General features: G+C 70.6%; 10 protein-coding genes. 5 read left to right on the forward strand and 5 right to left on the reverse strand.

Annotation, left to right across the window (positions count from 1 at the left end; all coding sequences use genetic code 11):
• Window positions 1-227 precede the first annotated feature (227 nt).
• Window positions 228-1,826, reverse strand: a complete 1,599-nt coding sequence (locus ACZ7FF_RS10680) for a YibE/F family protein (RefSeq protein WP_470811459.1) — start codon at window positions 1,824-1,826, stop codon at window positions 228-230.
• A 250-nt stretch (window positions 1,827-2,076) separates the two neighbouring features.
• Between ACZ7FF_RS10680 and thiC the strand changes: the two genes are divergently transcribed.
• Window positions 2,077-3,879 carry a phosphomethylpyrimidine synthase ThiC gene (gene thiC, locus ACZ7FF_RS10685; protein WP_470811191.1) on the forward strand — a complete coding sequence of 601 codons (1,803 nt, stop codon included), beginning with the start codon at window positions 2,077-2,079 and terminating at the stop codon, window positions 3,877-3,879.
• A 112-nt stretch (window positions 3,880-3,991) separates the two neighbouring features.
• Here thiC and ACZ7FF_RS10690 read toward each other — a convergent pair whose 3' ends face one another.
• The 3 genes from ACZ7FF_RS10690 to ACZ7FF_RS10700 all read right to left on the reverse strand — a co-directional run bounded on the left by ACZ7FF_RS10690 (window position 3,992) and on the right by ACZ7FF_RS10700 (window position 7,591).
• Window positions 3,992-4,855: a hypothetical protein gene (locus tag ACZ7FF_RS10690; protein ID WP_470811193.1), complete on the reverse strand. Its 864-nt coding sequence runs from the start codon at window positions 4,853-4,855 to the stop codon at window positions 3,992-3,994.
• A 181-nt stretch (window positions 4,856-5,036) separates the two neighbouring features.
• Entirely contained in the window at window positions 5,037-6,116 is a 1,080-nt protein-coding gene (locus tag ACZ7FF_RS10695) for a metallophosphoesterase (protein ID WP_470811195.1), read from the reverse strand.
• Between the two features lie 362 nt (window positions 6,117-6,478).
• A complete protein-coding gene (locus tag ACZ7FF_RS10700; RefSeq protein WP_470811197.1) occupies window positions 6,479-7,591 on the reverse strand; it encodes a LacI family DNA-binding transcriptional regulator in 1,113 nt (370 codons plus the stop codon).
• A 419-nt stretch (window positions 7,592-8,010) separates the two neighbouring features.
• Here ACZ7FF_RS10700 and hisC point away from each other — a divergent pair, with 419 nt between their 5' ends.
• Window positions 8,011-9,090: a histidinol-phosphate transaminase gene (gene hisC, locus ACZ7FF_RS10705; protein ID WP_470811199.1), complete on the forward strand. Its 1,080-nt coding sequence runs from the start codon at window positions 8,011-8,013 to the stop codon at window positions 9,088-9,090.
• 33 nt (window positions 9,091-9,123) lie between these two features.
• On the opposite strand, the gene ACZ7FF_RS10710 is transcribed toward hisC, so the two are convergent.
• Window positions 9,124-9,534, reverse strand: coding sequence for a cyclophilin-like fold protein (locus ACZ7FF_RS10710; protein WP_470811201.1), 411 nt, complete (start codon window positions 9,532-9,534; stop codon window positions 9,124-9,126).
• A 209-nt stretch (window positions 9,535-9,743) separates the two neighbouring features.
• On the opposite strand from ACZ7FF_RS10710, the gene ACZ7FF_RS10715 reads away from it, so the two are divergent.
• From ACZ7FF_RS10715 to cydD, 3 genes are read left to right on the forward strand one after another with little or no spacing between them, the layout of a single operon-like run.
• Entirely contained in the window at window positions 9,744-11,252 is a 1,509-nt protein-coding gene (locus tag ACZ7FF_RS10715) for a cytochrome ubiquinol oxidase subunit I (protein ID WP_470811202.1), read from the forward strand.
• A gap of 15 nt (window positions 11,253-11,267) precedes the next feature.
• Window positions 11,268-12,272: a cytochrome d ubiquinol oxidase subunit II gene (gene cydB, locus ACZ7FF_RS10720; protein WP_470811203.1), complete on the forward strand. Its 1,005-nt coding sequence runs from the start codon at window positions 11,268-11,270 to the stop codon at window positions 12,270-12,272.
• Between the two features lie 59 nt (window positions 12,273-12,331).
• A complete protein-coding gene (cydD, locus tag ACZ7FF_RS10725) occupies window positions 12,332-15,862 on the forward strand; it encodes a thiol reductant ABC exporter subunit CydD (RefSeq protein WP_470811205.1) in 3,531 nt (1,176 codons plus the stop codon).
• Window positions 15,863-15,869 lie beyond the last annotated feature (7 nt).

Raw genomic sequence — 15,869 nt, forward strand, 5'->3', positions numbered from 1 at the left:
TACGGCAAGGGCGCCGGGCGCCCCGCCTCGCACGCCACGGTGCAGGAACGCTTCTGCAGAAGGCGGCCGACGGTCGGGGCGCACGGGGCTCGTGGCCCGCTCCCGGGCCCGCCGGGCCGGTATGTCTCGGCCGGGTTCGCCCGGGTCCCTTCGGCCGGGTTCGCCTCGTTCGGTTTCGTTCCGGTCGGGCTCGCCGCTGCGGGACCGCTCCCGCAGCGCCCCGCGGCTCACCGTTTCCGGCGCCGCCCCCGGCCGCCGCGCACCGGTGCGGACTGGGCGGCGGCGGGAGCCGGAGCGTCCTGTCCGGGCCGGTCCGCCGCCACCACCAGGGCGGCGAGAAGCGTGGTGACCGGGACCGAGGCGACCAGGCCGATCGATCCGACCAGCGTGCGGACGATCTCCTCGGCGACCAGTTCGCTGTTGGCAACCGTGCCCACGCCGCTCTGCGCGATCGAGAAGAGCAGCAGCAGGGGGAGGGCGGCACCGGCGTAGGCGAGGACCAGGGTGTTGACCACGGACGCGATGTGGTCGCGGCCGATGCGGATGCCCGCCCGGTACAGCCCGCGCCAGCCCATGGACGGGTTGGCCTCGTGCAGTTCCCACACGGCCGAGGTCTGGGTCACGGTCACGTCGTCCAGGACACCGAGCGAACCGATGATGACGCCGGCCAGCAGCAGACCGCTCATGTCGATCTTCGGAAAGAGGCCGTGGATCAGGCCGGTGCTGTCGTCCGTGTTGCCGGTGAGCGCGGCCCAGCCGATGAACTCCGAGCCGAGGATGCCGATGAGCCCCAGCGAGACCAGCGTGCCGAGTACCGCCACCGACGTACGGGCCGACAGGCCGTGGCACATGTACAGGGCGATCAGCATGATGGCGCTTGCCCCGACCACCGCCACGAGCAGGGGGTTCGAGCCCTGCAGGATGCCGGGCAGGATGAACAGGGTCAGCACCAGGAAGCTCACGGCCAGGGCGACGAGCGCCATGACACCGCGCAGCCGGCCCACCACCACGACGGCGAGCGCGAAGATCCCCGCGAGCAGCGCCATCGGGAACTTCCGGTTCACGTCCGCCACCGAGTACTGCAGGTCCTTGGGCGCCGATGGTTCGTAGGCGGCGACGACCTTCTCGCCCTGCGACAGTTGCCGGGGCTGGTCGGGCTGCACGACCTCGGTGAACGTACGGCCCTTGTCCTTGCCGGTGTCGACCCTGACGGTCGCCTTCTTGCAGGTGCCGCCCGCTCCCTGGTCCGGCGAGCTGTTCCCGGCGGCGGAGGTGTCGCCGGTCGGGTCGCCGCCGCCGCCGGCGTTCACCGACTTGCAGCTCACCTCGACCACTCTGGTGACCGTGGCCTGCTGCGTCTGCCGGTCGAAACCGACGCCGGAGTGCTTGTGGGACGGGGCTCCCCCGGGCCAGAGCACCACCAGTCCGACCACCACCGCCGCGGTGAACGGGACCAGGATCGCGGCGATCACCTTGCGCAGATGCAGGGACACGGGCGCCGCCGGCCCGTGGCTGTGCGAGTGGCCGTGGCCGTGCGAGGAGCCAGGTTCCTGTCCGGTGTCCCCACCCGGGCCCGATCCGTGGTGGTGGCCGTCGTGGCCGCCCGGCCCGGACCTGTGTTGGTGTCCCTCGTCGGTACCGGAACGGGGCCTGCGGTGGCCGTCGTCCGGGCCGGGAGACATCCGGCCGTGGCCGTTCCCCGGGGCGGCCTGGGGGTGCCCTGGGCCCTGCCGGGGGACCGCACGGCCGTCATGGACGTATCCGCCGCCTTCACCCGAGCCGTCCCGACGGCGCGGCTCGGGTGGCTGGTGCGGGTACTGCTCCATCCTGGTCACCGCCCGATCATCGCAAGAACAGCGAGGGGCCCACTGTTCACCGCGCCACATATGACGCTAGCGTGGAGGCACCTTTGCACACGCGGGAGCTCGGAGCACCGGGCTGAGAGGGCGCTGACCTCCGTACACACGATGTTTCACGTGGAACAAGAGATGTTCTGCGGGAAACGTCACACACGGAAACCGCTGCGTCGACCGCCGAACCTGTTACCGGGTAATGCCGGCGTAGGGAGTAGGTCTGATGACCAACAAGGACGCACGCACGCCTGCCTCCGTCCAGGACGACGCGTCCCAGGAGGCCGGGAAGTCCATCGGCTGGCACAAGGTGTACGTCGAGGGTTCGCGCCCTGACCTGCGCGTGCCGGTCCGTCAGGTGCACCTCACCAACGGGCAGTCGGTCACGCTGTACGACACGTCGGGCCCGTACACCGATCCGCTCGTCGACACCGATGTCCGCAGGGGCCTGTCGCCGGTGCGGGAGAACTGGATCGTCTCCCGTGGCGACACCGAGGAGTACGCGGGCCGTCCGGTCCGGCCCGAGGACGACGGCATCAAGCACACCTCGCCGCGCGGTGGGCTGCGCAACCTGGACGCGGTCTTCCCGGGCCGGCCGCGCCAGCCGCGTCGGGGCCGGAACGGTGAGGCCGTGACGCAACTCGCGTATGCCCGCCGGGGCGAGATCACTCCGGAGATGGAGTTCGTGGCCGTCAGGGAGAACGTCTCTCCCGAAGTGGTGCGCGAGGAGATCGCGGCGGGCCGGGCGGTGCTGCCCGCCAACGTCAACCACCCGGAGATCGAGCCGATGATCATCGGCAAGCGGTTCCTGGTGAAGGTCAACGCCAACATCGGCAACTCGGCGGTGACGTCCTCCATCGAGGAGGAGGTCGAGAAGATGACCTGGGCGACCCGGTGGGGCGCCGACACTGTCATGGACCTGTCCACCGGCCGCAACATCCACACCACCCGCGAGTGGGTACTGCGCAACTCCCCCGTCCCCATCGGCACGGTGCCGCTCTACCAGGCCCTGGAGAAGGTCGACGGCAGGGCCGAGGAACTGACCTGGGAGATCTACAAGGACACCGTCATCGAGCAGGCCGAGCAGGGCGTGGACTACATGACGGTGCATGCCGGCGTCCGGCTGCCGTACGTGCCGCTCACCGCCAACCGCAAGACCGGCATCGTCTCGCGCGGCGGCTCGATCATGGCCGCGTGGTGCCTGGCGCACCACAAGGAGTCCTTCCTGTACGAGAACTTCGAGGAGCTGTGCGAGATCCTCGCCGCCTACGACGTCACGTACTCGCTGGGTGACGGCCTGCGCCCCGGCTCCATCGCGGACGCCAACGACGAGGCGCAGTTCGCGGAGCTGCGCACGCTCGGGGAACTCAACCGGATCGCCAGGCGTTTTCACGTACAGACCATGATCGAGGGCCCGGGCCATGTCCCGATGCACAAGATCAAGGAGAACATCGACCTTCAGCAGGAGATCTGCGATGAAGCTCCGTTCTATACGCTCGGCCCGCTGACCACGGACATCGCGCCGGCGTACGACCACATCACCTCCGGCATCGGTGCCGCGATGATCGCCTGGTGGGGCACGGCGATGCTCTGCTACGTCACGCCCAAGGAGCACCTGGGCCTGCCCAACCGGGACGACGTCAAGACCGGTGTCATCACCTACAAGATCGCCGCTCACGCGGCCGACCTCGCCAAGGGGCACCCGGGTGCGCAGGAGTGGGACGACGCACTGTCCGACGCGCGCTTCGAGTTCCGGTGGGAGGACCAGTTCAACCTCGCGCTGGACCCGGTCACGGCACGGGAGTTCCATGACGAGACCCTGCCGGCCGAGCCCGCCAAGACGGCCCACTTCTGCTCCATGTGCGGGCCGAAGTTCTGCAGCATGAAGATCAGCCAGAGCATCACGGAACGGTTCGGTGGCGCGGCGGCAGAGGGGGCGTCGTCGGAGGAGATCGCCGAGGGCATGCTCCAGAAGTCGAAGGAGTTCGCCGAGTCCGGCAACCGGGTGTACCTGCCGATCGCGGACTGAGGCACGGAGATCCCGGAGCGCGCCGAACTCGCCGTTCCAGCGGGCCGGTTGCGGTCGGCTCGTTGGACGGCGGGGCCGGTCGGCGGGGCGTCCTCGGAGGGCGCACCCGGGGTCATTCGGGCTGGTGCTCCGGGCCGCCGAAGTCCGGGCTCGTGTAGTCGGGACTGGTGAAGCTGGGGCGGCCGGAGGCGGAGCCGTCCTCGGGGCTGCTGAAGCCGGGGCGGTCGTAGCCCAGACGGGGCATGCGGCCGGTCGGGGTGGGCGGGGTGGTGCGCCCCAGCGTGGCCGGGTCGGGCTCGGCGAGTGCCTCCCGCAGGAACGGCAGGATGCCGCGCTCCAGCAGGGCGTCCCGCCAGGCCTCTCTGGCCGCGGTCAGTTCCTCGGTGGCCGCCTCGCGCGCCCGCGCCTCGGGTGAGGCGCTGTTGCGCAGGGCGGTGAGCAGCAGACCGGCGCCGGCGACGAGGATCGCCGCCGCGGTCAGGCCGCCGAACACCCAGCCGGCGGTGAGCATGGTCTGGGCGAAGGACTGCCCGGGATCCAGCATCTTCAGGATGTAGCCGACGAGCAGAAAGATCGCCGCCGCGGTTCCGGAGAGGACGGGAGCCAGCACGGCGACGACCGCGATGGCGCCCGCGCCGGTGGTCTCGGCACTCTCGCCGAGTGTGGCGGCGAGGTCCGACGCGGCCGGGACCGGGCCCGTGGAGGCGGAGTCGCCCGTGGCCGACGGTGCGGACAGCGCGGGGTGGCGCAGTTCGTCGCGGATCTTCACGTAGTGCTGGTACTCCGCCGCGGCGGCCGCGGTGATGAGGGCCGTGGCGTTCAGGGCCATGGTGCGCAGTTGTTCGGAGTTGAGTCGCTGACCGACAGCGGCCAGTTCCGGTCGGTGTGGTGCGGAGCGCAGCGCCGCATCGAGGAGCCGCTCGAATTCCTGGCGGTCCTCGCTCTGCAGGTGCTGCGGAACGCTGTTCATGTGCATCCCCCGATGCTCCGTAGGGCTTGTGGCTCGCACGCCGGCGAGCCGTCGGGCAGAAACGGAGGGGAGCCTGCTACGGATAAGCCGATGGTAGAGCCGCGACGGCGCGCGGTGACAGGGGATTGCCGGAAATTGCGTTCCGGCCTGCGCGTACTCCGCCGGGTGTCGTCTGCCCGCGGAACGCTCAGTTATCCAGGGGAAGTTGCTGGACCAGTAGCTTTCCGGCCATGGTCACGCCGCCGTCCATGGCGATGGCGAGCCCGTCGGCGTAGACGTGCGGTCCCTCGACGACCGGGCCGGCGCTGTCCTCGCCGTCCTCGGATCCGACCTCGCCCAGCAGGTAGGGGATGGGGCTGTGACCGTGGACGATCCGGGAGCCGCCGTAGGTGTCGAGGAGGGAGCGCACGGCGTCGGCCCCGCCCTCGTCGCGGAAGGAGAAGCGCTTGGTGAACTTGCGGAACAGGTCCCAGACCTCGTCGGCGTCGTTGCGGGTCAGCGTCTCGCGGACGGTGTCGTTGACGGCCTCGATCGAGTCGCCGTAGTCGAGGTAGGCGGTGCTGTCGGAGTGGACGAGCAGATAGCCGTCCACCTCCTCGATGGCGTCCAGGCGGGCCATCCACTGCAGATGGTGGTCCTGGAGGCGGTCCATGTCGGTCTTCTGCCCGCCGTTGAGCAGCCAGGCCGCCTGGAAAGTGGCGGTGCCCGCACCGGAGTTGACGGGGGTGTCGACGAACCGTTTGGCGCCGAGCAGCAGCAGCTCGTGGTTGCCCATGAGGGCCTTGCAGTAGCCGCCGGCCGCGGCCGCCTCGGCGGACAGTCGCATCACGAGGTCGATGACGCCGATGCCGTCCGGGCCGCGGTCGGTGAAGTCGCCGAGGAACCACAGCCGGGCGGTGCCGGCGCACCACTGGCCCGAGGCGTCGATCAGGCCCTGCTCCTGCAGGGCGGCCATCAGTTCGTCGAGGTAGCCGTGGACGTCGCCGACGACGTACAGCGGGCCGGGGCCGGCCGCGGGCTGCGGGACCGCGGCGGCGGGAACCGGCTCGACGGGGACCTGGAGCGTGTCGCCGCGGTTGACGACGGGAAGGTCGCGCTGGGTGGGCGTGTACCCATCGGGGTACGTCTCCTCGACGGGCGCAGCGGTGTCGCCCGGGTGGACGTGCTGGACGTACGGACCGGTCTCGTTGACGTACGCGGGTACCCGGAAGTCGCGCAGCGTCGCCGTCCGCTCCGCCTCGGGTCCCTGACCGGCCCCCTGAGTCATCAGACCCCTCCACCATCGCGCCGCAACTGCACCGCTTCGGACTGCCTGGTCGCAGCGGTCCACGGTGTCGTGGGCCCATCATAGGAATGCGCGTCGCGCCATGTGATGACCCAGGGGTGGTGAATCGGAACAAGACTCCAGTTCATCGCGGCTTTCGCCCCGTTTGGGCCGGTGTTCGGCCGACGGCGAAGTGGGCGACGAGGCGGGCGGCGGCCCGGTGGAGTCCGGCCGCCGTCGTGGACGACCGGTTTCCGGGGGTGCGCCGAGCACCGCGCGGTGGCCGACCGTGCCGGGCCGTTCGGGCCGGGCCCCGCCGGTGAGCGCGCGCCGCACACGGGCGCGCTCACCTGTCGCCCCCGGTGTCACTTCCCGTCCGGTGAGCGCGGCGGGCTGACCGTCGTGCGCGGAAGGCGTCGCTGGGAGGAGGTGCGCACGATCAGCTCGGTCGGTATCACCTGCTCGACCGGGTGGTCCGACTCGACGCCCTCGATGGCGTCGATGAGCAGCTGGACGACGGCCGTGCCGATGCGGCGCGGTTTCAGGGAGAGCGTGGTGATGGGGGGCTCGGTGCTGGCGTACACGGTGGACTCGCTGCAGCACACCAGGAGCAGGTCGTCGGGGACGCGGAGCCCGTAGCGGCGGGCGGCGGCGAGCAGGTCGGTGCCGTTGGGGTCGAACAGGCCGTAGACGGCGTCGGGCCGGTCGGGCCGGGCGAGCAGCCGGTCGGCGGCCACGGCTCCCGCACACGGGTCGTGCGCGGGGTAGGCCTCGTAGACCGGGTCCTGGCCGACCCGCTCGCACCAGCGCAGGTAGGCGGTGGTCGACAGATGGGTGTACGTGTCCGTCGTCGTGCCCGTGAGCAGGCCGATACGACGGGCGCCGGCGTCCGCGAGGTGGTCGAGGATGCCGAGGACGGCGGCCTCGTGGTCGTTGTCGACCCAGGCCGTGACCGGGAGCGAGCCGGCCGGGCGGCCGTCGGAGACCACGGGCAGGCCCTGCCGGACCAGCTCGCTGACCACGGGGTCCTGGTCGGAGGGGTCGATCACGACCGTGCCGTCCAGGGCCACGTTGGACCACACGTCGTGGCGGGAGGTCGCGGGCAGGATGACCAGGGCGTAGCCGCGGGCCAGCGCGGCCGAGGTGGCTGCCCGCGCCATCTCGGCGAAGTACGCGAACTCGGTGAAGGTGAAAGGTTCATCCCCGTACGTCGTCACGGTCAGGCCGATCAGCCCCGACTTGCCGGTACGGAGGGTGCGGGCCGCGGCCGAGGGGCGGTACCCCAGCCGGTCGGCGACCTCGCGGACATGGCGCCGGGTGGCATCCGGGAGCCGCCCCTTGCCGTTGAGGGCGTCGGAGACGGTCGTGATGGAGACCCCGGCGGCGGCGGCCACGTCTCTGATGCCCGCCCGGCCTGGCCGACTTCCTCGACGTGAGGTTTCCGCGCGGCTCACCTGGTGCTTCCCTGCTGCTGTCATGGCGAGCCGATAGTAGGGCTCATGCGGTGGGGTAGTGCGGACGCATATGCACGCGTTGACAGGCACGTTTCTGCATGATCAAAAATGGGCAACTGCCTAAGGATGCAAGGCAGTTGAGCGCTCCCATGGTGAGACGTATCGTGGCGACGCGCATGGGCCTGCCAAGTGCCCGATGTTTCGAAGAGGTCTCAACTCACCTTCACGGGTGACGCGCGCTACGGCGTGAGCCACCGGCGCGTAGATATATGTACGGCGCGCCCCCTGATACATGCACCTTCCTGTCGTGATGCCCGTGATGCCGGTGTGACGGACGAGCTTTGCTCTCCGTCAGTACTCAGCGGTGCCGAATCCTCATAAGGTGAGGAGTATTGGAAGCCGGCGGCGTAGACGGCCCGCCGGTGGTCGCGAGGAGGACTGTGGTGAGCGAGACGAGCCCCAAGCTGCGCGCCGAGCTGGAGGGGATCCCCACCTACAAGCCGGGCAAGCCGGCCGCGGCCGGCGGGCCGGTCGCCTACAAGCTGTCCTCCAACGAGAACCCGTACCCGCCGCTGCCCGGCGTGATGGAGAGCGTGACCGCTGCCGCCTCCTCCTTCAACCGGTACCCGGACATGGCCTGCGGCGGTCTGATGCAGGAGCTGTCGGAGCGCTTCGGCGTCCCGGTGTCCCACCTGGCCACCGGCACCGGTTCCGTGGGCGTCGCCCAGCAGCTGATCCAGGCCACCAGCGGCCCCGGTGACGAGGTGATGTACGCCTGGCGATCCTTCGAGGCGTATCCGATCATCACGCAGATCAGCGGTGCCCGGTCGGTGCAGGTGCCGCTCACGTCCGGCGATGTGCACGACCTGGACGCGATGGCGGACGCGATCACCGACCGGACGCGCCTGATCTTCGTCTGCAACCCGAACAACCCGACCGGCACGGTGGTGCGGAGGGCCGAGCTGGAGCGCTTCCTCGACCGGGTGCCCGGAGACGTCCTGGTGGTGCTGGACGAGGCCTACCGTGAGTTCATCCGCGACCCCGAGGTGCCCGACGGCGTCGAGCTGTACCGCAGCCGGCCCAACGTCTGCGTCCTGCGGACCTTCTCCAAGGCGTACGGCCTCGCCGGGCTGCGCGTGGGTTTCGCGATCGCCCACGAGCCGGTCGCCGCGGCACTGCGCAAGACGGCGGTGCCGTTCGGCGTGAGCCAGCTGGCGCAGGAGGCGGCGATCGCCTCGCTGCAGGCCGAGGACGAGCTTTTGGGCCGGGTCGGCTCGCTGGTGTGCGAGCGCACGCGCGTGGTCGACGCGCTGCGCGCCCAGGGCTGGACGGTGCCGGAGACGCAGGCCAACTTCGTGTGGCTGCGGCTCGGCGAGCGTACGGTCGCGTTCGCTCAGGCCTGTGAGGAGCACGGTGTGGTGGTCCGGCCGTTCCCGGGCGAGGGTGTGCGGGTCACGGTCGGTGAGACCGAGGCGAACGACATCTTCCTCAAGGTCGCGGAGGGGTTCCGTAAGGAGCTCTGAGCCTCGGTGACAAGGGGCTGCGGCTCCTGAGGGTCAGTCCTGGTCGGCCGTCAGCTCCACGCGGACGGGGTCGCCGTTCCGTACGGTCGCCAGGACCTGGGGGTCTTGGTCGAGGCGCCCCAGGATGTTGCACGGACTCGCGAGGCGGCACTCTCCCCCGAACTCCGTTCGGGGGAGGCCCCAGCCTTGCGAGATCGGCGTGGGGCCGTAGGGGAGGGCGAGAGCGTCGCCGTCCGTCCAGAAGGCCACCGTGCCCGGTTCCACGATCTGTCGGGCGTCCGTTTCACGTGAAACCGAGATGCCTGTGTCGAAATAGACCTCCTCGCCCCAGGTGTGTGCGGTGGAGGCGAGAGGCAGTGCCTTCGCCAGGGCCTGCGCGGTCGGTGTGGTGCTGTCGAGAGTCGCGGTGACGTTGCCCGCGGGCCAGGAAATGCGTATCTGCATGGCGCGCAATTCAACAAGATGTTGAAGTCGCTGCCAAGGTCTTGACTCCACGGCGATAGGACCACCCCCACCTTCCGGACCGAAAATCAGTGCGTCATAATGGCTTGTGAATGTGAACGCGTTCACAAGCGCGTCTCGTTTGCCCCGTATGTACGTGACAGGCGGGGCGAATCGCCGCAGTACCACGGCGTAGTGAGGAGAGTGACGACGTGGACCTGGCTCTGGCGCCGGAGACACTGGCGCGCTGGCAGTTCGGCATCACCACCGTCTACCACTTCCTGTTCGTCCCGCTGACGATCTCCCTGGCCGCGCTGACGGCCGGGCTGCAGACGGCCTGGGTGCGCACGGAGAACGAGAAGTACCTCAGAGCCACCAAGTTCTGGGGCAAGATCTTCCTGATCAACATCGCGATGGGTGTGGTCACCGGCATCGTGCAGGAGTTCCAGTTCGGCATGAACTGGTCGGACTACTCCCGCTTCGTCGGTGACATCTTCGGTGCCCCGCTCGCCTTCGAGGCGCTGATCGCGTTCTTCTTCGATTCCACGTTCATCGGCCTGTGGATCTTCGGCTGGGACAAGCTGCCCAAGAAGATCCATCTGGCCTGCATCTGGATGGTCTCGATCGGGACGATCCTCTCGGCGTACTTCATCCTCGCGGCCAACTCCTGGATGCAGCACCCGGTCGGCTACAAGATCGACAAGGCGAAGGGACGCGCCGAGCTGACCGACTTCTGGGCCGTGCTGACCCAGAACACCGCCCTCACCCAGGCCTTCCACACGCTGTCCGCGGCCTTCCTGACCGGTGGCGCCTTCATGGTGGGCATCGCCGCCTACCACCTGGCCCGCAAGAAGCACATCCGTGAGATGAAGACCTCGCTGCGGCTCGGGCTGATCACCGTGGTCATCGCCGGTCTGCTCACCGCGGTCAGCGGCGACACCCTCGGCAAGGTCATGTTCAAGCAGCAGCCGATGAAGATGGCCGCCGCCGAGGCGCTGTGGGACGGCCAGAAGCCGGCACCGTTTTCGATCTTCGCCTACGGCGACGTGGAGAAGGGCCACAACACCGTCGCGGTCGAGATACCGGGCCTGCTGTCCTTCCTCGCCGACGACGACTTCACCTCGTACGTGCCCGGCATCAACGACGTCAACAAGGCCGAGCAGCAGAAGTTCGGGCCCGGCGACTACCGGCCCAACATTCCCGTGGCCTTCTGGGGCTTCCGCTGGATGATCGGCTTCGGCATGGCCTCCTTCGCCATCGGCATGGCCGGACTCTGGCTGACCCGCAAGAGGTTCATGCTGCCGCAGCACCTGAGGGTCGGCGAGGACGAGGTGCCGCATCTGGTGCTGTTCAGGAACAAGGCGCTCAGCCCGAAGCTGACGCACTGGTACTGGCGCATCGCGACCTGGACCCTGGCCTTCCCGCTGATCGCCAACTCCTGGGGCTGGATCTTCACCGAGACGGGCCGCCAGCCGTGGGCCGTCTACGGCGTCCTGCAGACCCGGCACGCGGTCTCCCCCGGTGTCTCCCAGGGTGAGGTCCTCACCTCGCTGATCGTCTTCACCTCGCTGTACGCGATCCTCGCCGTGGTCGAGGTCAAGCTGCTCGCGAAGTACGTCAAGGCCGGCCCGCCCGAGCTCACCGAGGCCGACCTGAACCCGCCCACGAAGATCGGCGGCGACACCCGTGACGCCGACAAGCCGATGGCCTTCTCGTACTAGGCCGAGGGGACAGTCATGGAACTTCACGACGTCTGGTTCGTCCTGATCGCCGTCCTGTGGACCGGCTACTTCTTCCTGGAGGGCTTCGACTTCGGGGTCGGCATCCTCACCAAGCTGCTGGCCCGGAACCGGCCCGAGCGCCGGGTGCTCATCAACACCATCGGCCCCGTGTGGGACGGCAACGAGGTGTGGCTGCTCACCGCGGGCGGTGCGACCTTCGCTGCCTTCCCCGAGTGGTACGCCACCCTCTTCTCCGGCTTCTATCTGCCCCTGCTCGTGATCCTGGTCTGCCTGATCATCCGGGGTGTTGCCTTCGAGTACCGGGCGAAGCGCCCCGAGGAGAACTGGCAGCGCAACTGGGAGACCGCGATCTTCTGGACCTCCCTGCTCCCGGCGTTCCTGTGGGGCGTGGCCTTCGGGAACATCGTGCGGGGCGTGAAGATCGACCAGCACTTCGAATACGTCGGCACCGTGTGGGACCTGCTCAACCCCTACGCCCTGCTGGGCGGCCTGGTGACGCTCACGCTGTTCACCTTCCACGGGGCGGTGTTCACCGCGCTCAAGACCGTCGGCGACATCCGGGTGCGGGCACGGAAGCTGGCCCTGTGGGTCGGTCTCGTCACCGCCGCGCTGGCGGCCGGCTTCCTCCTGTGGACGCAGGCCGACAGCGGTGACGGCACGAGCCTGGTCGCCCTGGTCGTGGCGGTCGTCGCCCTGGTGGGTGCCCTGGTGGCGAACCAGGCAGGGCGCGAGGGATGGGCGTTCTCGCTGTCCGGCGTCACCATCGTGGCCGCCGTGGCGATGCTCTTCCTGTCGCTCTTTCCGAACGTCATGCCCTCCACCCTCAATGCGGACTGGAGCCTGACGGTCGGCAACGCCTCGTCGAGCCCGTACACCTTGAAGATCATGACCTGGCTGGCGGTGATCGCCACCCCGCTCGTCCTGCTCTACCAGGGCTGGACCTACTGGGTGTTCCGCAAGCGGATCGGCACACAGCACATAGCCGACGCCGCACACTGAGTCCGCCGAGGGTGCGTTTCACGTGAAACGCACCCTCTGGACCGAAGGGCATGTTTCACGTGAAACCAATCGATCCGCGTCTGTTGCGATACGCCCGCGCCACCCGCTTCTTCCTCGTGGCGGTCGTCGGCCTGGGGGTCGTCGGTGCCGGGCTGGTCATCGCCCAGGCGATGCTCATCGCCGAGGTGGTCGTCGGAGCCTTCCAGCACGGGCAGTCGGCCGCCGAACTGCGCACCCCCCTGCTGCTGTTGGCAGCCGTGGCCGTGGGTCGAGCAGCCGTGGCGTGGCTCACCGAACGTGCCGCCCACCGCGCGAGCGCCGCGGTGAAGTCCGAGCTGCGGGGCCGGCTTCTCGACCGGGCGGCCGCACTCGGCCCCGGGTGGCTGAGCGGGCAGCGGACCGGATCCCTGGTCACCCTGGCCACGCGTGGCGTGGACGCCCTCGACGACTACTTCTCGCGCTACCTGCCGCAGCTGGGGCTCGCGGTGGTCGTGCCGGTGGCGGTGCTGGCGCGGATCGTCACCGAGGACTGGGTGTCGGCGGCGATCATCGTCGGCACCCTGCCGCTCATTCCGCTCTTCATGATGCTGATCGGCTGGGCCACGCAGTCCCGGATGGACCGTCAGTGGCGGCTGCTGTCCCGGCTGTCCGGTCACTTCCTGGACGTGGTCGCGGGCCTGCCCACGCTGAAGGTGTTCGGCCGGGCGAAGGCCCAGGCCGAGTCCATCCGCCGGATCACCGGCGAGTACCGCCAAGCCACGATGCGGACCCTGCGGATCGCCTTCATCTCCTCCTTCGCCCTGGAACTGCTCGCCACACTCTCGGTCGCGCTGGTGGCCGTGACGATCGGCATGCGGCTCGTCCACGGCGACATGGATCTGTACATCGGGCTGGTCATCCTGGTGCTGGCGCCCGAGGCCTATCTGCCGCTGCGGCAGGTGGGCGCGCAGTACCACGCGGCGGCCGAGGGACTCGCCGCCGCGGAGGAGATCTTCACCGTGCTGGAGACGCCGGTCCCGGCGTCCGGGAGCGGTGCGGTGCCGGCGGGCGCCCTGGCCTTCGACGAGGTCACGGTCCGCTACCCCGGCCGCTCCATGGATGCACTGACCGACGTGTCGTTCACGGTCGAGCCCGGTGAGACCGTCGCGCTGGTCGGGCCGAGCGGCGTCGGCAAGTCGACGCTGCTGAACGTGCTGCTGGGCTTCGTCCGGCCCTCCGGGGGTCGGGTGCGGATCGGGGAGGCCGATCTCGCCGGGCTTGACCTGGAGGAATGGCGGTCACGGATCGCGTGGGTGCCGCAGCGGCCGCATCTGTACGCGGGAACGATCGCGGAGAACGTGCGGCTGGCCCGGCCCGGCGCGGACGACGACGCCGTACGCCGGGCACTGCGGGACGCGGGCGCGCTGGAGTTCGTGGACGCGTTGCCCGAAGGCGCCGAGACGGTGCTCGGAGAGGACGGCTCCGGTCTGTCGGCCGGTCAGCGGCAGCGGCTCGCCCTCGCCCGGGCCTTCCTCGCCGACCGGCCGGTGCTGCTGCTGGACGAGCCGACGGCCGCGCTGGACGGCGCGACGGAGGAGGAGGTCGTGGCGGCGGTGCGGCGGCTCGCCGCGGGGCGGACGGTGCTGCTGGTGGTGCATCGGCCCGCGCTGCTGGGGGTTGCCGACCGGGTGGTGCGGGTCGCGGAGCCGGGAGCCGGGGAGCACACGGCGCCTTCCCCGGACTCCCGTACGGACCCGGCCGCCACCCGGCTCGGTCGGCTGGAAGACGGCCCCGCGGAGCCGGAGGATGCGACCGCGGTTGCGCCCGGAAGCGGCTCCGGCGAGGTGGCCGCGGCTCGTCCGCGGCGAGTGCTCGGCCGGGTCCGGGAACTTGCGGGGGCCCAGCGGGGGCGGATGGCGCTCGCGCTGCTGCTCGGCAGTCTGGCGCTCGGGTGTGCCGTCGGCCTGATGGCCACCTCCGGCTGGCTGATCTCGCGGGCCTCCCAGCAGCCGCCGGTGCTGTATCTGATGGTGGCCGTCACGGCGACACGGGCGTTCGGGATCGGGCGGGCCGTCTTCCGCTACGCGGAGCGGCTGGTTTCGCACGACGCGGTGCTCCGTGTGCTGGCCGACACCCGGGTCGCGGTCTACCGGCGCCTGGAGCGGCTCGCGCCCGCGGGACTGCGCACCGCCCGCCGCGGTGACCTGCTCACCCGGCTGGTCACGGACGTCGACGAACTCCAGGACTACTGGCTGCGCTGGCTGCTGCCCGCGTCGGTCGCCCTCGTCGTCTCCGCCGCGACCGTCGGCTTCACGGCCTGGCTGCTGCCGGAGGCGGGGGCCGCGCTCGCGGTCGGCCTCCTGGCGGCCGGGGTCGGCGTGCCCCTCGTGACCGCGACCGCGGCCCGGCGCACCGAGCGGCGGCTGGCGCCCGCCCGGGGCGCCCTCGCGATCCGCGTGACCGACCTGCTGACCGGCACCGCCGAGCTGACCGTCGCCGGGGCGCTGCCCGTTCGCGCGGGCGCTGCCCGGCGGGCGGACGGCACACTGACCCGGATCGCCTCGCGGGCCGCCGCCGTCACCGCGCTCGGCGACGGGCTCACCGCGCTGATCTCCGGCCTGACCGTCACGGCCACGGCGCTGCTCGGCGCCCAGGCGGTGGCCGCGGGCCGGCTCGGCGGTGTGGCGATGGCCGTGGTCGTCCTCACCCCGCTGGCCGCCTTCGAGGCCGTGCTCGGGCTGCCGCTCGCCGTCCGCCACCGGCAGCGGGTGCGGCGCAGCGCGGAGCGGGTCCACGAGGTCCTGGACGCCCCGGAGCCGGTGCGCGAGCCCGAGAGGCCCCGGCAGGCGCCCGCGGCACCGTTCCCCCTGGTCCTCAAGGGGCTGGCCGCCCGGCACGAGGGGCAGCGGCGAGAGGCGCTGGCCGGACTCGATCTCACCCTGGAGGAGGGCCGCAGGATCGCCGTGGTGGGCGTCTCCGGCTCCGGCAAGACCACCCTCGCCCAGGTGCTGCTGCGGTTCCTGGACCCGGAGGCCGGCACGTACACGCTCGCCGGGGTGGAGGCGTACGCGCTGGCCGGTGACGACGTGCGCCGGCTCGTCGGGCTGTGCGCGCAGGACGCGCACCTCTTCGACAGTTCGGTGCGCGAGAACCTGCTGCTGGCCAGGAAGGACGCCACCGAGGCCGACCTGCGCCGGGCGCTGGCCCGGGCCCGGCTGCTGGACTGGGTGGACGGGCTGCCCGACGGGCTGGACACGCTCGTCGGCGAGCACGGGGCGCGGCTGTCCGGTGGCCAGCGGCAGCGGCTGGCGCTGGCCCGCGCGCTGCTGGCCGACTTCCCCGTCCTGGTGCTCGACGAGCCCGCCGAACACCTGGACCTGCCGACGGCCGACGCGCTCACCGCCGATCTGCTGGCCGCCACGGAGGGCCGTACGACGCTGCTGATCACGCACCGGCTCGCCGGTCTGGCCGACGTGGACGAGGTGGTCGTGCTCGACGCCGGCCGGGTGGTGCAGCGCGGCCCGTACGCGGAGCTGGCCGCGGTGGACGGGCCGCTGGGGACGATGGCGCGACGGGAGGCGGAGGCGGAGTCGCTGGTCGGGTCGCGGTGACCCGGCA

This window comes from Streptomyces sp. NPDC037126, from assembly GCF_055605965.1.

Excerpts from the sequence above, each read along its gene's own strand:
- ACZ7FF_RS10680 (WP_470811459.1), bottom strand. The coding sequence starts at position 1,826 with ATGGAGCAGTACCCGCACCAGCCACCCGAGCCGCGCCGTCGGGACGGC.
- thiC (WP_470811191.1), top strand. The coding sequence starts at position 2,077 with ATGACCAACAAGGACGCACGCACGCCTGCCTCCGTCCAGGACGACGCG.
- ACZ7FF_RS10690 (WP_470811193.1), bottom strand. The coding sequence starts at position 4,855 with ATGCACATGAACAGCGTTCCGCAGCACCTGCAGAGCGAGGACCGCCAG.
- ACZ7FF_RS10695 (WP_470811195.1), bottom strand. The coding sequence starts at position 6,116 with ATGACTCAGGGGGCCGGTCAGGGACCCGAGGCGGAGCGGACGGCGACG.
- ACZ7FF_RS10700 (WP_470811197.1), bottom strand. The coding sequence starts at position 7,591 with ATGACAGCAGCAGGGAAGCACCAGGTGAGCCGCGCGGAAACCTCACGT.
- ACZ7FF_RS10710 (WP_470811201.1), bottom strand. The coding sequence starts at position 9,534 with ATGCAGATACGCATTTCCTGGCCCGCGGGCAACGTCACCGCGACTCTC.
- cydB (WP_470811203.1), top strand. The coding sequence starts at position 11,268 with ATGGAACTTCACGACGTCTGGTTCGTCCTGATCGCCGTCCTGTGGACC.